Source organism: Bradyrhizobium murdochi (genome assembly GCF_000472965.1).
In the GTDB taxonomy this organism is placed as follows: Bacteria; Pseudomonadota; Alphaproteobacteria; order Rhizobiales; family Xanthobacteraceae; genus Bradyrhizobium; species Bradyrhizobium murdochi.
Window position 1 is genome coordinate 49,633 of sequence record NZ_AXAU01000001.1, and the last position, 24,040, is coordinate 73,672.

Annotated in this window: 20 protein-coding genes; 16 read left to right on the top strand and 4 right to left on the bottom strand. The window is 62.2% G+C overall.

Annotated features, from left to right (window positions below):
* Window positions 1–201: 201 nt before the first annotated feature.
* The gene (locus YUO_RS0100290; RefSeq protein ID WP_028345497.1) at window positions 202–417 is read right to left on the bottom strand and encodes a helix-turn-helix transcriptional regulator; all 216 of its coding nucleotides are present in this window, start codon (window positions 415–417) and stop codon (window positions 202–204) included.
* Between the two features lie 128 nt (window positions 418–545).
* Window positions 546–3,497, bottom strand: a complete 2,952-nt coding sequence (gene traA / locus YUO_RS0100295) for a Ti-type conjugative transfer relaxase TraA (protein ID WP_028345498.1) — start codon at window positions 3,495–3,497, stop codon at window positions 546–548.
* Between the two features lie 171 nt (window positions 3,498–3,668).
* Here traA and YUO_RS0100300 point away from each other — a divergent pair, with 171 nt between their 5' ends.
* From YUO_RS0100300 to YUO_RS0100375, 16 genes are all read left to right on the top strand, one after another.
* Window positions 3,669–3,995: a conjugal transfer protein TraD gene (locus tag YUO_RS0100300; protein ID WP_028345499.1), complete on the top strand. Its 327-nt coding sequence runs from the start codon at window positions 3,669–3,671 to the stop codon at window positions 3,993–3,995.
* Window position 3,996: 1 nt separating this feature from the next.
* A complete protein-coding gene (locus YUO_RS0100305) occupies window positions 3,997–4,263 on the top strand; it encodes a conjugal transfer protein TraD (protein WP_028345500.1) in 267 nt (88 codons plus the stop codon).
* 1,011 nt (window positions 4,264–5,274) lie between these two features.
* Window positions 5,275–8,019, top strand: a complete 2,745-nt coding sequence (locus YUO_RS0100310; protein WP_028345501.1) for a nitrate/nitrite transporter — start codon at window positions 5,275–5,277, stop codon at window positions 8,017–8,019.
* 11 nt (window positions 8,020–8,030) lie between these two features.
* Window positions 8,031–11,783: a nitrate reductase subunit alpha gene (locus YUO_RS0100315; RefSeq protein WP_028345502.1), complete on the top strand. Its 3,753-nt coding sequence runs from the start codon at window positions 8,031–8,033 to the stop codon at window positions 11,781–11,783.
* On the top strand, window positions 11,780–13,300 hold the full coding sequence (narH, locus tag YUO_RS0100320) for a nitrate reductase subunit beta (RefSeq protein ID WP_028345503.1): 1,521 nt from the start codon (window positions 11,780–11,782) through the stop codon (window positions 13,298–13,300). Before YUO_RS0100315 ends, narH begins: the two co-directional genes overlap by 4 nt.
* Window positions 13,300–14,007 (top strand): nitrate reductase molybdenum cofactor assembly chaperone, encoded by a 708-nt coding sequence (narJ, locus tag YUO_RS0100325; protein ID WP_028345504.1) that lies wholly within the window; start codon window positions 13,300–13,302, stop codon window positions 14,005–14,007. Before narH ends, narJ begins: the two co-directional genes overlap by 1 nt.
* Window positions 14,008–14,019: 12 nt before the next feature.
* Window positions 14,020–14,733 (top strand): respiratory nitrate reductase subunit gamma, encoded by a 714-nt coding sequence (narI, locus tag YUO_RS0100330; protein WP_028345505.1) that lies wholly within the window; start codon window positions 14,020–14,022, stop codon window positions 14,731–14,733.
* Between the two features lie 3 nt (window positions 14,734–14,736).
* A complete protein-coding gene (locus YUO_RS0100335) occupies window positions 14,737–15,561 on the top strand; it encodes a peptidylprolyl isomerase (protein ID WP_028345506.1) in 825 nt (274 codons plus the stop codon).
* A 10-nt stretch (window positions 15,562–15,571) separates the two neighbouring features.
* Window positions 15,572–15,910, top strand: coding sequence for a hypothetical protein (locus YUO_RS0100340; RefSeq protein WP_028345507.1), 339 nt, complete (start codon window positions 15,572–15,574; stop codon window positions 15,908–15,910).
* Between the two features lie 47 nt (window positions 15,911–15,957).
* Window positions 15,958–16,686 carry a carbonic anhydrase gene (locus YUO_RS39395; protein WP_063830262.1) on the top strand — a complete coding sequence of 243 codons (729 nt, stop codon included), beginning with the start codon at window positions 15,958–15,960 and terminating at the stop codon, window positions 16,684–16,686.
* Window positions 16,687–17,226, top strand: a complete 540-nt coding sequence (gene mog, locus YUO_RS0100350) for a molybdopterin adenylyltransferase (RefSeq protein WP_028345508.1) — start codon at window positions 16,687–16,689, stop codon at window positions 17,224–17,226.
* Entirely contained in the window at window positions 17,195–17,785 is a 591-nt protein-coding gene (locus tag YUO_RS39400; protein WP_051379152.1) for a DUF2478 domain-containing protein, read from the top strand. The genes mog and YUO_RS39400 overlap by 32 nt, the downstream gene beginning before the upstream one ends.
* A 38-nt stretch (window positions 17,786–17,823) precedes the next feature.
* On the top strand, window positions 17,824–19,101 hold the full coding sequence (locus tag YUO_RS0100360; RefSeq protein ID WP_028345509.1) for a molybdopterin molybdotransferase MoeA: 1,278 nt from the start codon (window positions 17,824–17,826) through the stop codon (window positions 19,099–19,101).
* A 279-nt stretch (window positions 19,102–19,380) separates the two neighbouring features.
* Window positions 19,381–20,100: a CBS domain-containing protein gene (locus YUO_RS0100365; protein ID WP_028345510.1), complete on the top strand. Its 720-nt coding sequence runs from the start codon at window positions 19,381–19,383 to the stop codon at window positions 20,098–20,100.
* A 79-nt stretch (window positions 20,101–20,179) separates the two neighbouring features.
* Window positions 20,180–21,394 (top strand): OpgC domain-containing protein, encoded by a 1,215-nt coding sequence (locus tag YUO_RS39405; RefSeq protein ID WP_051379154.1) that lies wholly within the window; start codon window positions 20,180–20,182, stop codon window positions 21,392–21,394.
* Between the two features lie 230 nt (window positions 21,395–21,624).
* Window positions 21,625–22,800, top strand: coding sequence for an NnrS family protein (locus YUO_RS0100375; RefSeq protein WP_035725707.1), 1,176 nt, complete (start codon window positions 21,625–21,627; stop codon window positions 22,798–22,800).
* A gap of 129 nt (window positions 22,801–22,929) precedes the next feature.
* Here YUO_RS0100375 and YUO_RS0100380 read toward each other — a convergent pair whose 3' ends face one another.
* Both YUO_RS0100380 and YUO_RS0100385 read right to left on the bottom strand, forming a co-directional pair.
* Window positions 22,930–23,211, bottom strand: coding sequence for a hypothetical protein (locus YUO_RS0100380; protein WP_028345512.1), 282 nt, complete (start codon window positions 23,209–23,211; stop codon window positions 22,930–22,932).
* Window positions 23,212–23,248: 37 nt separating this feature from the next.
* The gene (locus tag YUO_RS0100385; protein WP_028345513.1) at window positions 23,249–23,953 is read right to left on the bottom strand and encodes a helix-turn-helix domain-containing protein; all 705 of its coding nucleotides are present in this window, start codon (window positions 23,951–23,953) and stop codon (window positions 23,249–23,251) included.
* Window positions 23,954–24,040: the final 87 nt, after the last annotated feature.

The following is a 24,040-nucleotide window of genomic DNA, read 5'->3' on the forward strand; positions in this document are numbered from 1 at the left end:
TTTCGCCGGCAGCTCCACTGCCTTCCATTCCGGATTGGAAGCGTGCCCGCTCCCAATCCGCCGTTGCCTGCTCGGAGAGCCCAACCGGAGCGGCGTCAGGCCGTCAAGGTCGAAGCCGCGAAGCGGGGGCGCGATAGCGCCAGCCTTTACGGCCTGACGCCGGTCCGGTTCACTGTCGTCGGTAGCAAGCGACCGCCTGCCTTATCGAACCGCATCGAACTCGCGCTTCGGTCGCCATGCGACGGGATCAGCAATCCAACGGTTGATGTCGGACTCATGCCAGCCGCTCCCGTTGACGCTGATCCTGATCTGCGGCGGGAACGTGCCCTCGGCGATCTTGCGGTAGATGGTGGACCGGGACAGCCCAGTCCGGGAAAGAACGGTTCTGAGGCGGATGATACGTTCCGGTTCGCGCATTGCCGCGCTGCCTCCTGCTGGCTATTTCTGACGGCTTCTGAGCCCAGACAGAACAAGCAGGTGCGGGCGGGCAAGAGGGTTGTTCGAATCGTGGTAGCGTGGCGTAGAGACGGCGCCAGTTGAATGGATCAAATTCCGATGCCCCGGCCTCTGCCGATGTCGAGGCCGTGGGTGAACGCCAATTCCTGGCCGAGCCGGCGGCCTGATTCGAACGCGATACCGAGATCTTTCTTGCGGTTGGCGAGGATGGATTCCAGTTGCGGATCGCGTTCGAGGCTTTTCGCCATCTCACCCATCGCCGAGCGCGTCGCCTTGTAGCCGGACACGTCGCCGGCCTGATACTGGCGTTGGCTGGTGTGGTCGAGCTGCTGCCAGCGTTCCACGAAACGGTCAGCGCGGCGGCTCGGATTGGTACGCAGTTCGGTTTCGAGCTGGAGAGCGCGGATGGCGCGGCCGGAGTTGCCCGAAGCGGCTTCACGGGCGAGTTCCGGGTTCTTCTTGTAGGCAGCTTCTGCGTCGTGCGAGCCAAAGGGCCGTACGTCCTCAAAGACCTTGCGGGCCTCCTGCAATTCCTTCACTTGCTCTGGGCTGGCCTTGCCGCCCCACTCCTGCATATCGAAGATCGCATTCACGGCTCGGGCATGACGGATGAGCGCCTTCGTGCGCGTCTTGCGCAGCGCCGCTTCCGGGTCCTCCACCACCTTGTTTTCCAGCGCTTCCCGCTCCAGCCTCCGCGCGACGTCCGGGCCACGCACAGCTTCGGCAGACAGGCGCAGGCCATCGAACATGTTGCGCACCTTCTCGGGCACGACCCTGCGCACGATTTCGGCCACGCGCTCACGGAAGGTGATGCCACGCCGCTCCGCATAACTCTGCGCCGGATCGGCACGTTCGTAGTCCGAGGCCATGTCCTTGGTCCGGTCGCGCGACAGAGTTCGGGTGAGCCGGTCCTGACCGGCAAAATCGTCGCGGCCATAATGCAGGTCCACGCGATCGCGGTGCCGCGACAGGGCAACATAGCTGCTATGGGCGTCCATGCCCGGCGTTGCCAACACATGGGCGCGGTCCACCGTCATGCCCTGGGCCTTGTGGATGGTCGCGGCATAGCCATGGTCGATTCGGCTATAGTCCTTGAGGTCGAAGCGGACGGATCGGCCATTATCGGTCTGCACAGTCATGGATTGCGCGCTGACCTGCTCGATGGTCCCGAGCGTGCCGTTCTTCACGCCAAGGCCGCGCTCGTTTTGCAGGAACATGACGCGGTCTCCGCTGGCGAAGCTGCGCCTGCCGCGCTCGACCGTCAGGCGCACGTCATCCCCCAGACCACCCGCGGCCCGCATCCGCTCGCGCGCCGCCTCGTTGAGTGCGCGGACTTCGTCGTTGGTGTGGGTGAGGATGATCCGGCTGCGCTCCGGCGCTGCCTGCCGCTCACGGTCCCAGCGGTCGATCAGATCACCGCGCGCCTGCTCGCGGGTCTGGGCCTCATGCACCATGCCGTGGGAACGGTAAGCTCCAAGCGCATTGCCGGTCCTGCCGAGCGCCAGATCGCGCGTGGCCTCGCGCTGCCAGTCCTTTCGCTGACGGCGCACTTCGCCAATTTCCGCCCCGCCGTGACGCTCGAGAATCGAGCGGAACGCCGCGCCCGCCTCGATGGATTGCAGCTGCTTGATATCGCCGACCAGCACCACCTTGGCACCGGCGTCGGCCGCATGGGACAGCACCCGCTCCAACTGGCGCGTGCCAACCATGCCCGCCTCGTCGATGACTAGGACATCGCGCGCCGTGAGCTGGTCGCGGCCCTGGTGCCAGCCATGCTCCATGCTGGCGATGGTGCGCGACGCAATGCCCGATCCGCTTTCGAGGTTTTCCGCCGCGATGCCGGAAAGTGCCGCGCCCCGGACCTCATGGCCTGCCGCTTCCCAGGCCTCGCGCGCCACGCCCAGCATCACGCTCTTGCCGGTCCCGGCATGGCCGACCACGATCCCAAGATCGCGCCCATCCGTGATATGCGCGAGCGCGTCGGCCTGCTCGCCCGAAAGGGCAAGGCCTCGCGCTTCTGCACGGGCAAGCGCGGCCTCTCTGTCTCGGTCGCGAACCTCATGGCGTTGCCGCTCGGCCATGAGTTCGACGGCACGATGAAGGCGCTGTTCCGCCTCGATCATCTCGCGGGTGGTGAACCGATCCTCGCCGCGAGCGTCCTTGCCGAGTTCGATCAGATCAAGCGCTCCGCGCATCGCGCCCATCACCTCGTTGAACTGATCGATCCCGTCGCTGTGCCGGTGCGCGAAGACAGCCATGTCGCGGCGCGTGAAGGTCGATTGCTGATGCGTGATCGCGTCCAATGCAAGCGACGGATCTCCGATGATCCGCGCGCCATTGCCGCGGGCGATCTCGCGGTGTATCTCGGCGCGGTCGGCGGCCTCGATCCCTTCGCCTTCGATACGCTGCGCCGGCGCGCCGATCTGGCTTTGCGGCTCAAGCGCGATGCCCTGCGCTTCGAGGCTCCGATGGTCGATGCGCGCATCGATGTCGAGTTCGGCCAGACGCTCATTGGCAACCTCGGCCCAACGTTCGCGCCAGCGCTCGACCATCTCCGTGCGGTTCCACTCCCGCACCTTCCGGCCAAAACCGTTCTCGTCCACCGCGCGCATGGTCAGCATGACATGGGCATGGGGTTTGGGCATGCCGTCCTCGGCCATGTCCCAATGCACATTGAGATCGGCTATCATGCCCCGACCCACGAATTCGCCCCGAACGAAGTCGCGGGCGAGTTCGATCCCCTGAGCCTGCGTGATCTCGCACGGGATGGCGAATTCGACCTCGCGGGCAAGCTGCGCGTCCTTCCTGATCTCGAAGGCTTCGACATCGTTCCAGAGCCGTTCGCGGTCGCTCCACGCCCCCGGCGCGTTCTGCGGCAGCAGTACCTCGGAATGAACGACGCCGCGCTTGGACGAAAAATCGTGGCTGCGTTCAAGCCGCTCGTCGCGCAGCCGCGTGGCCGAGCGGTAGGCGGCCGACGCTACCGCGCTGCTCCCGGCCTTGCGGCCAATGACCTTGACGTGAAGATGATAGATCGCCATCGCGATCAGATCAGTGGCACAGCGAAGCGCACGTCGGAACGACGTATAAGCGCGCCCTCCCTCGAAAAAATCTCGGGAGGGACTACCCTGTCCCAGGCCGTCCCGGCGATCTTACAGCATTACGCTCAGGTCTCGACTATTATTGCTCCATCGACATTGCTGGAGGCGACGATGCGCAAGCCGCGGGACTTTGATGCCGAACTCAAGGCACTTGGGGATAAGGCGCGTGACCTCAAGAGCCGTAAGGTGCAGCAGCTTGGCGAACTCGTCATCGCCACGGGGGCTGACACACTCACCGCCGACGAACTGGCAGGTGCGCTCATCGTGCTGGCTGAGACGAAGGATACTGGAAAGAGGGAGGCATGGGCGAAGCGCGGGGCTGGGTTCTTTCAGGGACGGTCGCGGCGAACTGCGCCAGCAGCTGACCGCAACGCTGGCGGCGCTTTGGCGCAACCGGGCAGCGCGCAACCGGCATCAGGCCGCAAGGGCGCGACATGACATGCGCACATGGCAGGTCGAGCGCCGCAAGCGCACGCGGCACCTAATCGAACTCGGTGGTCTTGTCGTCAAGGCCGGGATCGTCGATCTGACCGGCGATGACCGCACCACGATCCTCGGCGCGCTATTCTGGATCGCCGAGAAACTCAAGGGCGATCAGCGCGAACAGGCCCGCGCGCTCTGGGCCGCAAGGGGAAAGCAGGCGTTCGAGGCGGACCCGGCGGCACACAAGGGGACAGATCGAACTGTTCCAGCAGTTCGTCGTTGATGCACACATAGTCGCCCTAGACGGGCATCTTCGTGCCGTCCGCTGGGTATCTGACGCTGACCTTGTCGGTTCCTATCCTGAGGTCAACATGGGCGAACCTACCACGTTGAGGGAGCCTGGTCCGGTTTCACGGCCACCCGCCGCAGCAAGGTCTTGCGGAAGAGCTCCTGTCGATCTCCGTTCCGATTGGCTATACTGTCGAGGCCCAGCGGTGACCTCGAACGCACGATGACGATCTATCGCCTAAGGGCCGTCCTGGTGGTTTGGAAATCGACACGTGGCGGATTGCGAGCGGAGGGTTCATGCGACCGGTTAGCCTCCTCCTGACATTGAGCATTCTTCCAGGGATCGGCACGCGCCGAGCCGCTGCGAATCCATGGCACGACGCGCTACGCCAGTGAATACGAGCTCAGTGGCAGCGTTTCCGAGGGGGACTTGAACGGTCCATTGACCGTGAGGCACGTTGGCCTCTGTACGCGCGAGCGACCTTTTTGGAAAGGATATTTAACCACACAGGACGGCGTCGCAAGCAAGTTCCAGGTGTCATGTTGTCGACGTCCGATCCCTTCGAGCCAGCTTGCAGCCCGAAATGATGACGGTGCAAGCGAGAGCCGATTTGGGATTTGCACGCCATTGGTGAGCCAAAATGCCCCGCGCCGCTAGCCTTTACGACTGACGACGGCGGGGCAGTCTAGGAGAAAACGGCGAGATCGCCGAATGATGCGAAACATCGCTGTCGGGCATCATGTATAGCTACAATCGATCGATCTCGCCGCGTCTGCATTGATGTGGATCAAATGGGTTGGCGCCGGAACCGCGGGTTCAGGAGATCGGAAAAAAGTAGCGGGTCGGCGAGGCTACGCCGCAAAACCTCGAGGCCTCGTCGAGAACCGCGGCAGCGATTTCCACTAAAGAAGAACGCAACGATTCCGCCCGAGGTTTGATCCAGCGCAAAACCTATCTCTCGGGACCGTGGCGATGTGTCCTCCGACGCTTCTCGGGGGATTCACTATGGACGCCGCAGATCTACCCACCGTGCATCAGGGCCGGGCCCTCTGGCTTTCAACCATCGCCTTCACGATATGCTTCGCGGTCTGGACGATCTTCTCGATCATCGGCATCCGCATCAAGCAGGAACTGGGGCTGAACGACACCCAGTTCGGCCTGCTGGTCGGCACCCCTATCCTCAGCGGCTCTCTCATTCGCCTCCTGCTCGGCATCTGGACCGATCAGTATGGCGGGCGGCGGGTCTACACCGTGGTCATGCTCGCCGCGGCGCTCGCGACCTATCTCCTGACATGGGCGAGCAGCTATCCCGAATTCCTTGTGGCGGCGTTCTTCGTCGGTATCGCCGGCGGTTCCTTCGCGGTGGGTGTTGCCTACGTCTCGCGATTTTACCCGGCCGGCAAGCAAGGTACCGCGCTCGGCATCTTCGGCGCCGGCAATGTCGGTGCCGCCGTCACCAAGTTCATCGCGCCCTTTGTGCTGGTGGCCTATGGCTGGCAAACCGTCGCTCAGGTCTGGGCGCTGGCAATCGGCCTGATGGCCATCGCGTTCTGGTTCTTCTCGGAAGAGGACCCTGTCGTCCGTGCACGGCGAGAGAAGAACGAGAAACCGAAGAGCGCATGGCTGGAGCTCGAGTCGCTCAGGAATATTCAGGTCTGGCGTTTCGCTCTGTATTACTTCTTCGTGTTCGGCGCCTTCGTCGCGCTGGCGCTGTGGCTGCCGCAATATCTGATCAAGGTCTACGGCGTCGACATCAAGACCGCCGGCATGGTGGCTGCGATGTTCTCGCTGCCGGCCAGCGTATTCCGCGCCTATGGCGGCCACCTTTCTGATCGCTACGGCGCGCGACAGGTGATGTACTGGACGTTCCTGGTCGGCGTCGCCACGACCTTCGTGCTGTCCTATCCGCCGACCGATTATCTGGTGAAGACGGTCAATGGCACCGTCGGCTTCCATCTCGAAATGGGACTGGTGCCGTTCACGGTGATCGTGTTCGTGCTCGGCTTCTTCATGGCGCTCGGCAAGGCCGCCGTCTACAAGCACATCCCGGTCTATTATCCCAACAATGTCGGTGCCGTTGGCGGACTGGTGGGAATGATCGGCGGTCTCGGCGGCTTCGTGCTCCCGATCACGTTCGGTGCGCTCGTCGACCTGACCGGTCTGTGGACCAGCTGCTTCATGCTGCTATTCCTCCTGGTCACGGGCTCGCTTGCCTGGATGCACGTCGCGATCCGGCAGATGGAACGCGGTGTCGTTGGAGAGGCGCTGAAGAAGCTTCCCGAACTTCCCGAAATGGAAGAGATCCACAAGCCCGAGCATGTCGGCGCGCTGTCCGGGGCCGTTTTGACCGACTGGCGTCCGGAGGACAGGACCTTCTGGGAAACCACCGGACGCGCGATCGCACGGCGCAATCTCTGGATCTCGATCCCGGCGCTGTTGCTGTCGTTCGCGGTCTGGCAGGTCTGGTCAGTGGTGGTCGCGAAGCTGCCCTCGGTTGGCTTCCAATTCACCACCGCCGAGCTGTTCTGGCTGGCGGCACTGCCCGGCATCTCCGGCGCCGTGCTGCGAATCTTCTATTCCTTCATGGTGCCGATCTTCGGCGGAAGGCTGTGGACCACGCTGGCGACCTGGTCGCTGCTGATCCCGGCCCTCGGCATTGGTTATGCCGTGCAGAATCCGTCGACGCCTTACCCGGTGTTCCTGGCGCTGGCGCTGCTGTGCGGCTTCGGCGGCGGCAATTTCGCCTCGTCGATGGCCAACATCTCCTTTTTCTTTCCGCGGTCGGAGAAGGGCAATGCGCTCGCGCTCAATGCCGGTCTCGGTAATCTCGGTGTCTCCACCGTGCAGTTCGTGGTGCCGATCATCATCACGGCCGGCGTGTTCGGCTGGTTCGGCGGGGATCCAGCGATGGTCACCAGCGGAACGCAGACGTCACGGCTGTGGCTGCAGAACGCCGGCTTCATCTGGGTGCCGTTCATCGTCGCCAGCGCGTTCGCAGCGTGGTTCGGCATGAACGACATCGCCTCCGCCAAGGCCTCGTTCGCCGATCAGGCGGTGATCTTCCAGCGCAAGCACAATTGGATCATGTGCTGGCTCTATACGGGGACCTTCGGCTCCTTCATCGGTTACTCCGCTGGCTTCCCGCTGCTCGCCAAGACCCAATTTCCGGCGGTCGACGCGCTACCGTTCGTCTTCCTCGGGCCCTTGGTCGGCGCGCTGTCACGCTCGGCGACGGGGTGGATATCAGACAAGTGGGGCGGGGCGCGCGTTACCTTCTGGGTGTTCATCCTGATGATGTTCGGCGTGCTCGGCATCCTCTATTTCATCGGCATCAAGGACCAGCCGGGCGCATTCTGGGGCTTCTTTGCGATGTTCCTCGTCCTGTTCTTCGCAACGGGGGTGGGCAATGCATCGACGTTCCAGATGATCCCGAACATCATGCGCAAGGAAATGGACCGGCTGATGCCGACCGCTGACGCCTTGGCCCGCCAGCGCCAGGCCGAAAAGGAATCGGCCGCCATCACCGGCTTCACCTCGGCGATCGCGGCCTTCGGCGCCTTCTTCATCCCGAAGTCCTACGGGACCTCGATCGATCTCACCGGCGGCGTCCAGGGCGCGCTGTGGGGGTTCTTCATCTTCTACGTGATCTGCGTCGTGGTCACTTGGGCCGTTTATTCCCGCAAGGGCGGCCTGCTCCATGACGTCGAGCGCACGCCCCGCATTTCACCCGTCACACAACCCGCCGAATAAGGAAGCGAACGATGAGTCATTTTCTCGACCGGTTGTCGTTCTTCACGCGCGCCAAGGCTGAATTCGCCGGTGGACATGGCGTGATGACCACCGAAGACCGTTCCTGGGAGGACGGCTACCGGAAACGCTGGCAGCACGACAAGATCGTGCGTTCGACGCACGGCGTGAATTGCACAGGCTCGTGCTCGTGGAAAGTCTACGTCAAGGGCGGCATCGTCACCTGGGAGACGCAACAGACCGACTATCCGCGTACGCGGCCCGATCTGCCCAATCACGAGCCGCGTGGCTGTGCGCGAGGCGCGAGCTATAGCTGGTATCTCTACTCGGGTAATCGGGTGAAATACCCGCTGGTGCGCTCGCGATTGCTCAAACTGTGGCGCGAGGCACGGGTGCTGATGACGCCGGTGGCGGCATGGAAGTCGATTGTCGAGGATCCCAAGAAGCGTGCTGCCTACGTGCAGAAACGCGGGCTTGGCGGCTTCGTCCGTGCCAGTTGGGCCGAGGTCAACGAAATCGTGGCCGCGGCGAACGCCTATACCGCCAAGACTTACGGGCCGGACCGCGTGTTCGGGTTCTCGCCGATTCCGGCGATGTCGATGGTTAGCTACGCGGCAGGCGCCCGCTATCTGTCGCTGCTCGGTGGTGTCTGCATGTCGTTCTACGACTGGTACTGCGACCTGCCGCCGGCCTCGCCGCAGACATGGGGCGAGCAGACCGACGTTCCCGAGAGCGCCGATTGGTACAATTCCGGCTTCCTGATCCTGTGGGGATCGAACGTCCCGCAGACCCGCACGCCGGATGCGCACTTCTATACCGAGGTCCGCTACAAAGGCGCCAAGAGCGTCGTGATCAGCCCGGACTATTCGGAAGCCTCGAAATTCGCCGATCTCTGGGTCTCGCCGAAGCAGGGTACCGACGCGGCCCTGGCGATGGCGATGGGCCACGTCATCCTGAAGGAATTCCATATCGACCGTCAGGCCAAATATTTCAACGGCTACGTACGCCAGTACACGGACATGCCGATGCTGGTGCGGCTGGTGAAGCAGGGCGATCATTATGTTCCCGAGCGCTTCCTGCGCGCGTCCGACTTCGTCAAGAGAATGGGGGAGGCTAATAATCCGGAATGGAAGACGGTCGCTTATGACGAGACCTCCGGCGAGATCGTCGTGCCCAAGGGTTCGGTCGGTTTCCGCTGGGGCGAGAAGGGGAAATGGAGCCTGGAGGAGAAGGCTTCCGGCAACCAGGATACCAGGCTCCGCCTGTCGCTGAGCGACATCAAGGACGGCAGCTCGCCGGTCGGCTTCCCTTACTTCGGAAACCGCGAGCACGACCAGTTCGCAGGCACTGATCATCCTGATGTGCTCAAGCGCAACGTGCCGACCAGGACGCTGCAACTGGCCGACGGCGAAACGGTCGTGGCCTCGGTGTTCGATCTGTTCCTCGCCAATTACGGCGTCGATCGCGGATTCGGCGGCGAGAACATCGGCAAGACCTACGACGATCTCGAGCCGTATACGCCGGCCTGGGCGGAAAGGATCAGCGGCGTGCCGCGCGACCAGATCATCACGGTGGCGCGCGAATTTGCGCTCAATGCCGAGAAGACCGGCGGGCGTTCCATGATCATCCTCGGCGCCGGGCTGAACCATTGGTACCACATGGACATGAACTACCGCGGCATCATCAACATGCTGGTGATGTGCGGCTGCATCGGGCAGTCCGGCGGCGGCTGGTCGCATTATGTCGGCCAGGAGAAGCTACGGCCGCAGTCCGGCTGGACACCGCTGGCGTTCGGCCTCGACTGGGGCCGTCCGCCCCGGCAGATGAACTCGACTTCAGCGTTCTACGCGCACACCGACCAGTGGCGTTACGAGACGCTCGACGTCAGCGAGATCCTGTCGCCGATGGCGCCTGCTGGTCCCTGGGACGGCGCGTTGATCGACTACAACGTGCGCGCCGAGCGAATGGGATGGTTGCCGTCGGCGCCGCAACTGCAGACCAATCCGCTGGAAGTCTCCAAGCGAGCCGTGGCGGCGGGGCTAGAGGATAAGGACTATGTCGCCAAGTCGCTGAAGTCGGGCGATCTGCAACTGTCTTGCGAAGATCCTGATAACCCGAAGAACTGGCCGCGTAACCTTTTCGTCTGGCGCTCGAACCTGCTGGGTGCATCGGGCAAGGGCCACGAATATTTCCTCAAGCATCTGCTCGGTACCAAGCATGGTGTGATGGGCAAGGACCTTGGCGAGCACGGCCTGAAGAAACCGATGGACGTGAAGTGGCACGAAGAGGCGCCGGAAGGAAAGTTGGACCTGCTGGTCACGCTCGATTTTCGGATGTCCACCACCTGCATGTATTCGGACATCGTGCTGCCGACGGCGACCTGGTACGAAAAGAACGATCTCAACACGTCGGATATGCATCCGTTCATCCACCCGTTGTCGGCGGCGGTCGATCCGGTTTGGGAGTCGCGCAGCGACTGGGACATCTACAAGGGCATCGCGGAAGCCTTTTCGCGGGTGGCGCCAGAAGTTCTCAGCGTCGAAAAGGACGTCGTGCTGACGCCGATCATGCACGACACGGCCGGCGAGATCGCGCAGCCGTTCGACGTCAAGGACTGGAAGAAGGGCCAGATCGATCCGATCCCCGGCAAGACCATGCCGGCGGTCACGGTGGTCGAGCGCGACTATCCGAACCTCTACAAGCGCTTCACCTCGCTCGGGCCGTTGATGAACAAACTCGGCAATGGCGGCAAGGGCATGAGCTGGAATACCGACCATGAGGTCGACCTGCTCAAGAAGCTCAACGGCGTCGTGACCGAGGAGGGTGCAAGCAAGGGCCTTGCCCGTATCGACAGCGCGATCGACGCCTGCGAGGTCATCCTGAGCCTTGCGCCGGAGACCAATGGCGAGGTTGCGGTCAAGGCCTGGGCTTCGCTCGAGACCTTCACCGGGCGGGAACACACCCATCTGGCGATTCCGAAGGAGGACGAGAAGATCCGCTACCGCGACGTGGTCGCGCAGCCGCGCAAGATCATTTCCTCGCCGATCTGGTCCGGCCTTGAATCGGAGAAGGTCTGCTACAATGCCGGTTATACCAACGTCCACGAACTGATCCCGTGGCGGACGCTGACTGGCCGGCAGCAGCTCTACCAGGATCATCTGTGGATGCGCGCCTTTGGCGAAGGGTTCTGCGTCTACCGGCCGCCGATCGATACAAAGACGGTAAAGCCGGTGATCGACCGCAAGCCGAACGGCAACGCGTCGGTGGTGCTGAACTTCATCACGCCGCACCAGAAGTGGGGCATCCACTCCACCTATACCGACAATCTCCTGATGCTCACGCTGTCGCGCGGCGGGCCGATCGTCTGGATCAGCGAGGTCGACGCCAAGGGCGCCGGGATCGCCGACAACGACTGGATCGAGGCGTTCAACACCAACGGCGCGCTGGTGGCGCGCGCGGTGGTCTCGCAGCGCGTCAAGCAGGGGATGTGCATGATGTACCATGCGCAGGAGAAGATCGTGAACGTGCCCGGCTCCGAGCAGACCGGCCAGCGTGGCGGCATCCACAACTCAGTGACGCGTGTCGTTACCAAGCCGACGCACATGATCGGCGGCTACGCCCAGCAATCCTACGGCTTCAACTATTACGGCACGGTTGGCGCCAACCGTGACGAGTTCGTCATTGTCCGCAAGATGTCGAAGGTCGACTGGCTCGACACGCCGACCGCGGATCAGCCAGGTACCCCCCGTTTGGAGGCCGCAGAATGAAGATCCGCGCTCAAATCGCCATGGTGTTGAACCTCGATAAATGCATCGGGTGTCACACTTGCAGCGTTACCTGCAAGAACGTGTGGACCAGCCGCGAAGGCATGGAATACGCGTGGTTCAACAACGTCGAAACCAAACCAGGCATCGGTTACCCCAAGGACTGGGAAAACCAGGCGCGCTGGAAGGGCGGCTGGAAACGCAAGCGCAACGGCAAAATCGAGCCGCGCATCGGCGGCAAGTGGCGCGTGCTGGCGAACATCTTCGCCAATCCCGATCTGCCTGAAATCGACGACTATTACGAGCCGTTTACGTTCGACTACCAGCATTTGCAGCAGGCCAAGGAAATGCCAGCGATGCCGACCGCGCGGCCGCGCTCGCTGGTGTCGGGCGAACGGATCGAGAAGATCGAATGGGGCCCGAACTGGGAAGAAATCCTCGGCGGCGAGTTCGCCAAGCGCTCGATGGATTCGAACTTCGAAGGCGTTCAGAAGGATATCTACGGCCAGTTCGAAAACACATTCATGATGTACCTGCCGCGGCTGTGCGAGCACTGCCTTAACCCGGCCTGCGTCGCGGCTTGCCCGTCGGGCGCGATCTATAAGCGCGAGGAAGACGGCATCGTCCTGATCGACCAGGACAAGTGCCGCGGCTGGCGCATGTGCGTGTCCGGCTGCCCCTACAAGAAGATCTATTACAACTGGTCTTCGGGAAAATCCGAGAAGTGCATCTTCTGCTATCCGCGGATCGAGGCAGGCCAGCCGACGGTATGTTCGGAGACGTGCGTCGGCCGCATCCGCTATCTCGGCGTGGTGCTCTATGACGCCGACCGCATTGCGGAAGCGGCGAGCAAGCCCGACGAGCGCGATCTCTATCAGGCGCAGCTCGACGTATTCCTCGATCCCAACGATCCTAAGATCATTGCGGAAGCGGAGCGGCAGGGCATTCCGCACGCCTGGCTGGAATCCGCCAAGGCCTCGCCGATCTGGAAGATGGCGATGGAATGGAAAGTGGCGTTCCCGCTGCATCCCGAATACCGCACGCTGCCGATGGTCTGGTACGTGCCGCCGCTGTCGCCCATCACCTCGGCCGCTTCGGCCGGCAAGATCGGGCTCGACGGCGAAATGCCTGACGTCAAGTCGCTGCGCATCCCCATGAAGTATCTCGCCAACCTGCTCACTGCGGGCGACGAGAGACCGGTGACGCTGGCGCTGGAGCGCATGCTGGCGATGCGTGCCTACATGCGCACCAAGACGATCGACGGCGTGGTGGATGAAGTGGTCGCCCGGCGGGTCGGGCTCACGCCCGCGCAGATCGATGAGATGTATCAAATCATGGCGATCGCCAATTACGAGGACCGGTTCGTGATCCCGACCGCGCACCGCGAGCTTGGCGCCGACGCCTACGACCTGCGCGGTTCCTGCGGCTTCACCTTCGGCAATGGCTGCTCCACCGGCGAGAGCGAAACCAATTTGTTCGGTTCGCCGCGCAAGGCCAAGAATCCGATGGAGATGGCGTGATGAAGACGTTCAAGGTGCTGTCGGCGCTGTTGAGCTATCCAACGCAGGGATTGATCGACGCCGCGCCGGAGTTTCCGGCCATTCTTGACGCCGAGAAGGTGGTCCCGGCGGCCTTTCGCGGTGCGCTCGATTTGCTGATCGAGGAAATTGCCATCGGCGAACTGTATGACCTGCAGGAACGCTACGGCCTGCTGTTCGATCGCAGCAAGACGCTGGCGCTGCATCTGTTCGAGCACGTCCATGGCGAAAGCCGCGACCGTGGCCAGGCGATGGTCGATCTCAAGGCGATGTACGAGAAGGCCGGCATGTTCATTGCGGCGAACGAATTGCCTGACTACGTGCCGCTGTTTCTCGAATTCCTGTCGACCCAGCCGATCGCCGCGGCGCGCGAGTTGCTGGGCCAGACCGCTCACATTCTAGCTGCGCTCGCCGAGCGGCTCGAACGCAGGCAATCGAAGTACAAGGCGGTATTCGATGCGCTGGTTGCTCTCTCCGCGGCGGTTCCGTCGCGGGAGATTGTCGACGAGCTGCTGAAGGGCGCCGATCCCGATCCGATGGATCTCGCGGCGCTCGATGCCGCCTGGGAAGAGGAGGAGGTGCGATTCGGTCCCGGCAGCCAGGGGCAGGGCGCCTGCGGCCACGAGAGCCTGATTGCAAAACTTCGCCATGCCAGACGCGCGGTCGATCCCGCGCCACGCCTGCAGTGAGGAGGCAGCATCATGCAAACACTCAATTCAATCGTCTTCGGCTGGTACCCCTATCTGTGCCTAACCGTCTTTCTGTTCGGCAGCCTGTTCCGGTTCGACCGCGAACAGTATACGTGGCGGACCGGATCCAGCCAGTTGTTGCGGCGGCGGCAACTGGTGTGGGGCTCTAACCTGTTTCACGTCGGCATTCTCTTCATCTTCCTCGGCCATTTCGTCGGCCTGCTGACGCCGATCTGGGTGTTCGACATGCTCGGCGTGTCGCATGGATTCAAGCAGATGCTGGCGATCGTCGCCGGCGGGATTGCGGGCCTGATGTGCCTGGTCGGCATTGCGCTGTTGACGCATCGCCGCCTGTTCGATCCGCGCATCCGCGCCAACTCCTCGTACGGCGATACCGCGATCCTGCTGTTGCTGTTCGCGCAACTGTTGCTGGGGCTTGCGAGCATTCCGGTGTCGATGGGCCATCTCGACGGCCATGAAATGGTGAAGTTCATGAACTGGGCGCAGGGCATTCTGACGCTGCAGCCCGGCGTCGCCGCCAACATTCTGGACGTGCATCCGATCTTCAAGGCCCACCTCGTGCTCGGCATGACGCTGTTCCTCGTCTTCCCGTTCACGCGGCTGGTCCACATCTGGAGCGCGCCGGTCTGGTATCTCGGGCGGCGCGGCTATCAGGTGGTCCGCAGCCGCAATGGTTCGCTGCGGCCCATTCAACCGGCGGAGTAGGTCATGGATTGCTCGCTGACGAATACACTGCCGAAGCCCAAGACCATCAGCGTCAACGGCAAGGTCATTCCGCGCGAGGTGATTGCTCGCGAGGTGCAGAACCATCCGGCCGAAAGGCCGATCCTGGCGTGGCAGGCGGCGGCCCGGGCGCTGGTCGTGCGTGAACTGCTGCTGCAGGAATCGGCGCGGCTGGGGATCGAGGCGGAGCCGCTTCGCGATGCCGAGGGGCGTTCCGAGACCGACGAGGAAGCGGCCATGCGCTCCTTGATCGAGCGCGAGGTCGTGATTCCGGAGCCGGACGAAGCCGCTTGTCTCCGGTTCTACGAGCAGAACCGCCAACGTTTCCGGTCGGGAGACCTGTATGAGGCGGCGCATATCCTGATCGCCTCGCGTCCCGGCGACGTGGCTGCGCGGACCGAGGCCCGCCTGACAGCGGAGAACATTCTGGCGGCGGTCCGGTCCGATCCGGCGCTGTTTGCTGAATTCGCCCGCAGCGATTCGGCCTGCAAGACTTCGGCGCAGGAAGGCGGTCGGCTCGGTCAGTTGACGCGCGGACAGACGGTCGCTGAGTTCGAGGCGACACTGGAGCGAATGCGGCCGGGCGAATTCGCCATCGCCGAAACCCGCTACGGCTTCCACGTTATGCGTCTGGACCAGCATGCGCCCGGGCAGGTGCTTCCGTTTGAATTGGCACGCGACCGCATTGCCGATTACCTCACGATCAGTGTCCAGCATCGCGCCTTGGCGCAATATGTTTCGGTGCTGGCGGGCAGGGCCCAGATATCGGGTGTTAAGCTCGCCGCGGCTGCGTCGCCGCTTCTGCAGTAGGAGCGGGCCGATGCAACTCGGTGACATCATCCGCAGTTTCAGCGAGGACGCTGCCGCCAGCGAGGCACTGCTCGCGTGCAACGATATCGTGCTGTTCGCCCGCGTCGGCGAGGCGGCTACCCGCTATGAGGAGACCGTCGGAGAATATGCCTCCGGCGCCGTTCGGCGCTTCGCAAATCTCGCGGGAAGCGAGGATTGGCTCGGCCTGATGAATGTCGTCGAGCGTACCGACGATCCCGGGACCGGGTGCCTCGTCTACATGGTCAACTGGTCGCTGAAGAAGGATGAGGCACCAGAGCCGCTTGGCCATGCCGGCTGCACCTGCGGCGGTGAAGGAGGCTGCTCGTGAGCCCATATGTCATCTTTGGCATCACCGGCTCCGGATCGTGACATCAGATGATCGACGAGCTGTTCGACCGTAATGTGGCCTGGGCGACGGGAAAGACCCGCAGCGATCCCGATTACTTCCGGCGTCTCGCCGAGCAGCAGGCACCGCGCTATCTCTGGCTCGGCTGTTCGGACAGCCGCGTTCCCGCTAACGACATCGTCGGTCTCGATCCCGGCGAGGTGTTCGTGCACCGCAACGTCGGCAATGTCGTTCACACCGGCGACATGAACTTGCTGTCCGTGCTGGAATTTGCGGTCGAAACTCTGCAAGTGAAGCACGTCATCGTGTGCGGCCATTATGGCTGCGGCGGCATCCGCCGGGCGTTCGAGCCGCCGGACGGCGGCGGTCTGGTCGATCACTGGCTGGCGCCGGTGCGAGAAATGTGCCGGCGATGCGCACCCGATCTGGCGCGCCTTCCGAATCAAGCCGCCAGAATGGACCGCGCCTGCGAGTTGAATGTCGGACTGCAGTTGAGGCGGGTCGCCGCGACGCCGATTCTTCGCGGCGCATGGCAGCGCCAGCAGTCCATCACGGTTCACGGCTGGATCTACGGCCTGGGTGACGGGCTGTTGCGGGACCTCGGACTGAAACTGTCGTCGCTCGACGATGCCGAACGTCTCGACCGCGAAGGCGACTATGCAGGACTGGCCGAACCGACCACCATGGTTCGTCGCCATGCCGAGGAAGCGTTCGCAGGGCTGTCGATGCTGGAGCCGCAGGTCCTGGAGGAGGGCTGAATGCCTGACAATCTGCTGGCACGAATTGGCGTGCTGACAATATCCGACCGCGTCAGCCGTGGCGAATATGAGGATATCAGCGGCAAGGCAATCAACGATTTTCTTGACCGCGCGGTGAGTTCGAACTGGGTTGCCGTTGTCAGGATCGTTCCTGACGGCATCGAAAGTGTAGAGCAGGCGCTGACCGAGATGTCGGATTGCGAGGATTGCGACCTGATTCTGACCACCGGCGGCACCGGGTCGGCGCCGCGGGATCTGACGCCGGAAGCGACGCGGTTGGTCATTACGCGTGAACTGGAAGGTTTCGGCGAACTGATGCGCCGGGTCAGCCTTGAACAGGTACCCACCGCCATTCTTTCCCGGCAGACCGCCGGAACGCGCGGAAAATGCCTGATAGTCAACTTGCCGGGACGTCCCTCGGCAATCGATGTCTGCCTGAACGCGGTGTTTCCCGCTGTACCTTACTGCCTCGATCTGATCGGGGCGCGACGAATAGAGGTCAATCCAGATGTATGCGCTGCATTCCGTCCCGCCGCATAGCGCAAGCGCGCGGCCGCAACCGGCCTTGGTGGCAATCGTCTACGCCAATGAAGCCTACCCGCAATCGACCTTCGAACAGATCGTAGAGGATTGCCGCGCTCGCGGGGTTCGCGTCGTTGGTGTGCTGCAGCACCCGATCTGCTCCGATACGGCGGGTCACTGCGACGTGGTGCTGGAAGAGCTGACAACCGGCCTGCGCACGGATTTGTTTGAAGACCGTGGCCCCGGTGCCACGGGATGCCGCCTCGATGTCGCGGCACTGGCGGAAGTGAACGCGCAGGTGGCGCGGTCGCTCGATCATGATCCCGAGCTCCTGATCCTGAACAAGTTCGGAAAAGTGGAGGCGGAAGGTCGCGGGCTTCTCGATCTGGTCGCGATCGCGGTCGATCGTGGCATTCCCGTCGTCATCGGGGTTCCGATCCGAAACCTGGAAGCATGGCGCACGTTCGCCGGTGACGTATCGGTCGAGTTTTCGAGCGAACCGTCCGAGGTGAAGGAATGGCTCAACAGAACCTTTCCTGCTGCTGTGGCGCAAAGTCCGGAGCCGGCGGCCTGCTAGAGAGGCAGTCCAGCGCTTGAGAGATAGGCGGAGGCAAGATGGCCGCATTACTGCGAACACCAACCGACGCGTGCCTGGCCTCACCAAACGCCGGTCTCCTTTCGGTAGCTCAGGCGCTCGCCATCGGCTTGGCGAAGGCGCGCCCCGTCGCGGAGACCGAGCTGGTTGATCTCTCCGGCGTCACCGGCCGCATCCTCGCCCAGTCCATCAAGGCGGATGCGCCTTTGCCGCGTTTCGATTACAGCGCGATGGATGGATATGCCATCGATACATCGAGTCTGTCCGCTGGCGGGCCCACCCGCCTGAAAGTAATCGGTAGCATCGCAGCCAGACGCACGGTCGGTAAGCCGGTGCTGCAGGATGGCAGCGCCTTTCGCATTCTGACAGGGGCGCCGATCCCTCACTGCGCCGATGCCGTCGTCGCTCAGGAAGACACTCGGTGCGAGGGCGACCGTATCATTCTCTCCCGCGCGCCGAAGCCGGGCGACAACATCAGAAGACGGGGCGAGGACGTCAGGCTGGGCGATAGCCTGGTTGAAGCCGGCACAGTGATGGGACCGCTGCAGGCGGGTGTCGCTGCGGCGTGCGGCTATCCCGGCGTGCGCGTGTTTCGAAAGCTGCGCGTGGCAATGTTCACGACGGGGTCGGAGCTTCGGCAGCCCGGCCAAAGCATCCGGCCAGGCGAGATCTACGATGCCAACCGCTTCATCCTTCGAAGCCTGCTTGCGAAACCCTGGATCGAGATCGTCGACCTCGGAAGCTGCGTCGACAAACTCTCCAGGCTGCGGACTATCTTCCAGACGGCGGCGGCGCGCGCCGACGTGATCGTCAGCGCCGGGGGCATATCGGTCGGCGACGAGGACCACGTGGTCGATGCGTTCCAGCACTGCGGCGGCCGGCTGTCGGTTCGCAAGGTCGCCATGAAGCCTGGAAAGCCGCTCGTCCTCGGCAAGATGGCCGATGCCACCTATGTCGGGCTTCCCGGAAATCCGGGCGCGCTATTCACGACGTTCAAGGTCATCGTTGACGAGATGCTGGCAGCCCGCGCGGGAATCAGACCTGCGGGCGATAACGAGCGTGCAGCAGTCGCAAACTTCAACTGGAAGGGACGGCCGGGCCGCACGACCTATCTGCCCGGCATACTTGCTGGTGACGCGCCGGGGCTGCCGTTGATCGAACTCTTGCCGGACGGCAATTCCGGCAAGCTGCATCAGCTCAGCTTGGCCAGCGGATTCGTTGTTGTCGCGCCGGAAATGAAATCCATCGAACGCGGCTCGCAGATACGCTGGCGGCCGTTTGCGAGACTGGAGTTGTGACGACTGCTACGCCGCCTGCCATCTATAGGCGAAGCCATGCATCGAAATCGCCAGAGGACGTCATAGCCACTTGTCAATGTGAGAATAAAATCGGAACGGAGGGCCTCGACAGCTCTTGGTTGCGCCCCGAACCACGAATTCTCAAGCACGTCAATTCCGCGTGAAAGCACGTATGCGGATCAGCGTCGGCCTGCCTAGGATGCACTTGGTGCTTGATCTGCATCAAGTAGCGGGCGCACGTCGTTGAATAGCCTTTTACAAGTCTCGGAGGCTTGAGAAATGCGCGCGCATCATGTCATGACCCGCAAGGTGACCACCGTCAGGACCGATACATCCGTCCGGGACGCAGCCAACCTGATGCTGCAACAGCGCATCAGCGGACTTCCTGTGGTTGATGAGGTCGGCCGGCTCATTGGAATCGTAACGGAAGGAGACTTTATCCGCCGCAGCGAGATCGGCACGCAAAGCCCCCATATCGGATGGCTCGACTACCTCATCGGGCCGGGCAAGGCTGCCGTGGACTTCGTGCGGGAAAATGGTCGCAAAGTCGGCGAGATAATGACGAAGGATGATCTTGTCACCGCAACGGAGGATCTGCCGCTTGAGCAGCTCGTGCGATTAATGGAGCGCAATAATGTCAAGCGGTTACCAATTGTGCTTGGAGAGACGCTGATCGGAATCGTAACCCGCACGGATTTGCTTCGTGCTGTCGCAAGTCTCGCTCGAGACGTCCCGGATCCAACCGCAGACGATAACCACATCCGCGACCGCGTGATCGCATCCATCGAAAAGCACGAATGGCGACCAGTGCAGCTCAGCGTTACGGTTCGGGACGGAATTGTGCATCTCAGCGGTATGATTATGGACGAGCGTTATCGAGATGCGGCGATCGTGGCTGCCGAAAATGTCTCGGGCGTCAAGTTGGTACATGACCACCTCTGCCTGTTCGGATTGTCTTTCCGGTCGCCGGAAGATGAGGAATGGGAGAAGGTCGGTTAGTAGGCCAGTACGCCTTTCGCGATCGATCGGCATCCATACTGCGGAAATCTTGATGCTTGTCAGACGTAGGCTGTGAACAATGAAGGTCGAGCTTGCACTTCCACCGTCGAAGCGGGATTTGCGGCTAGACTTGTTTCGGGGCCTCGCGAACTGGCTGATGTTCCTTGGTCATGTCTCCACCGGCGTGCTGGCTTGGTTTTCTTTCCGAAATTACGGCTTCAGCGACGGCGCTGATCTGTTCGTGTTCATTTCCGGCTATACCTCGGCTCTCGTCTTTGGGAGAAGAATGCTCGAAGGTGGCTTTGTGTTCGGGGCAACGAGGCTGTTGCGGCGCGTGTGGCAAATCTACGTCGCCCACATTTTGCTGTTCGTGATCTATCTGGCTTCGGTCCATTTCTTGTCAAACAAGTTCAACGCTCCCGATTTCATCGACCGCTTTAATGTCGCTCCCCTGTTGAACGCGCCGGTCGAAACTGTCACGCAAGGGCTGTTACTCCGATACAAGCCGCCGAATCTCGACGTGCTGCCGCTTTACGTTGTCTTGATGGGTGCCTTTCCGCCGGTGCTCTGGCTGATGCTCAGGCACCGCAACTGGGTGATGCTGGTATCGATGCTCGTCTATTTCGCCGCCCGGCAATTTGACTGGAACCTCTTCTCCTATCCTTCGGGGGCCTGGTATTTCAACCCGTTCGCATGGCAGCTACTTTTCGTGCTGGGAGCGTGGCTGGCATTGGGTGGAGCCAATACGCTGCATTTCCTGGTTCGCTCCCGGGCAGTCCTGGTCTTCGGATTGACCTATTTGCTCTTTGCTGCCGTCATGACGTTGGCCGCGCAGATACCCGAGCTTCAGAACCTGTTTTCGCGCGCTCTGTTCGAAGCCTTTAACCCGAACGACAAGACCAATCTGGCGCCCTATCGCTTCCTGCACTTGGCGGTCCTGATCATCCTGGGTGCGCGGTTCATACCGATCGATGCGGCGGGATTGCAGGCCGCCATTTGGAAGCCGCTGGTCAGATGCGGCCAGCAGTCACTCGAAGTGTTTGCCGTCGGCATCTTTCTCTCATTCATCGGGTATTTTGTGCTGCAAGTGACTTCCAGCGGCGTTATCGCCCAATTGCTGGTTGGAACCGGCGGCATCTCGATTATGACGGCGGTCGCCTACTATCGGTCGTGGTCGAAGCGCGTTGAAAAACCTGCTCACTGCCATGCCAATCAGCCTGCTGCCCAAAACCCTCACGCGCCCACCGGCGAACTAGTCCTGCAAGGTAATAAGACAGTCGTCGGCGCTGCCTGAACCGCAAGCGGTACGGCTTCGCAGCGCCATCGCCATCGCATCTCTCCTTGAATCCTTCTGAAGTGCGATCAGGAAGAATCCAACTTACGTCCCGCACCGTAGCTTCCTTTGCTGAACCTTCTCCTGCAGACACTAGGGCGCTGGTCTTTGCGCTGGGACAAAGAAGCCGCGGCTTGCGCGGCTAAAAAGGAGTCTAAACAGCCAGAAAGCGCTCCAAGCAGGTCAACGTCATGTCCATATCGCGGTTGAGAGATTATCAAGGCCCCGCCTTGTTTTCGTACGGCTTCCGGCCGTTCTTCTTCTTCGGATCAGTCTATGCCGGTGCCATCATGCTGGTGTGGTTGCCGGCGTTTTACGGGCAACTGCAGCTCAGCACGGCGTTTGCGCCCCGGGACTGGCACGTCCACGAGATGCTGTTTGGATATACCGCCGCGGTCGTCGCGGGCTTCCTGCTGACGGCAGTGCCGAACTGGACCGGCAGGCTGCCGCTGCAGGGCAGGCCGCTCGTCGTGCTGTTCTCGACCTGGGTTGCAGGACGCATCGCCGTCAGCATTTCGGCCTGGATCGGCTGGGGCCCGGCCGCGGCCATTGAATCCCTTTTCCTCATCCTGCTTGCGGCGGCAGCCGGGCGCGAGATCATTGCGGGCAGGAAGTGGGGTAATCTCAAGATTGTCGTCATCATCAGCTTGCTCGCCGCCGGAAACCTCGCGTTTCACTTCGAGGCGCATCTCTCCGGGCTCGCGGAAAACGCCACCCGTGTTGGCGTCGCCATGGTGATTATCCTGATCGCGCTGATCGGCGGTCGCGTCATCCCGAGCTTTACCCGCAACTGGCTGGCAAGGCAGGTTCCAGGTCACATGCCATCGCCGTTCGGCCGCTTCGATGTCCTGACGATGGTCCTTACCGTGTTCGTGCTTGCGCTCTGGGCAGCGCGACCGCTGGACCGAACGACCGGCTGGCTGCTGGTGGCATGCGGCTTCATGCACATCGTTCGCCTCCTGCGCTGGGCCGGTTACCGGACGTGGGCCGACCGGCTGGTGCTAATCATGCATGTCGCCTATGCGTTCGTCCCCGCTGGCTTCATCCTCTCCGCGCTCAGTGCGCTCGACCTCATTGCACCGAGCGCCGGGATCCACGCCTGGACGGGCGGGGCGATCGGCGCCATGACGCTCGCCGTGATGAGCCGGGCCACGCTCGGTCATACCGGGCGGCGGCTGGAAGCCTCGCCGGCTACGCATATGATCTACGCATCCGTCATCGTCGCTGCCCTGGCGCGGGTCGGCGCTGTGCTGGAAGTCGATCACACGGAGGTGCTGCTGGCGGTTGCCGGCATCGCCTGGGCAACAGCATTTCTGGGATTTGCTGCCGCCTATTCGGTGGCGTTCTGGTCGCCGCGCCGGTTCTAACCACTACCGGCAGTTCAGGCTTGTTGCTGACGGATTCATGTGTCGAATTCACTCAAAGGTCAATGAGCGGCGTCGGATGAATGGATGAGCAGTGAATGGAACGGCGCTCAAGCGGCGCCAGCTCCAGGCTCATCCACGTCGCGGTAAGTTCATTACGCGACGCGACCCCGTCTGTGCTTGCACGACGGATGTATGGTCCAATGAATGTTCCAATTCATGATGGCCGCCCGTCAGTTGCATCACTTCGACGCAGTCGGCATTCAGACGCTCATTGTCGACCAACTGCTCCGCCAACACCAGCGCCTCGGATGGTCCGTCGGATTGGACGTCGATCTGGCGCTGGAGGCACTTGAAACTATGGCCGTCCGAATTGCAAAGATCCTTGTAGAAGGAAACGCGATAATTATTCATCGTGCACTCCCATCCTTCACGCTGTTGACGCTCACCCTCAGGCGTCCATGTCCGCCAGACGTCGGCGATTGCGCAGCACGATTTGGCGCGCGCTCGAAAACGCGAGGATGCCTTGGTCGCTGAGCTGGGAAAGCGCCCGCGATACGGTTTCGAGCGTCAGGCCGAGATAGTCGCCGATATCGCGGCGGCACATCGGCAGCGCCATCATTCCGGCCTGGGCAAGCCGACGGTCCATTTCCAGGAGGAAGGTGGCAACTTTTTCCATCGCAGTCTTGCGACCGAGAAGCAGCATATGATCCTCGGCGTGCCGGAGATCGCTTGCGGTCATGGTCCAAAGATTGTGAGCAACCTGGACGTTCGATCCGGCGGCCGCCTCGAGACTGCGGCGCTTCACCAAACGGACGGTGGTATCGGCAATGGCTTCGGCGGTAAGGCGATGCGCCGAACCGGCATCGAGGCCGAACACGTCGCCGGGGAGATGGAAGGCGCCGATCTGGCGCCGGCCGTCGCTGAGGAGCTTGTAGGTGCGCACCGCGCCGCGGATAACCTGATACACGTATTCGGAAGGTTCGCCTTCGCCGTAGATTTCTTCGTCCTTGCGGTATGAAAACTCGCTCGCAATCACGCCTGAACAACTGGCGATCACGCTAAACTGGTCGGTGGCGAGGGCAATCTGGCCGCGGGCGGCGGGGAAAGCCTTGGCTGCCGGAAGTGCCGTGGCGGTGATCGTTTGCGTGAGCATTTTGCCATCTCCTCGATGTGGGATGGCTCGGTGTACGTGCGTTTTTTGTTGCCGGATATTTCGGTCGATATCCTAAGGGCATTCCCG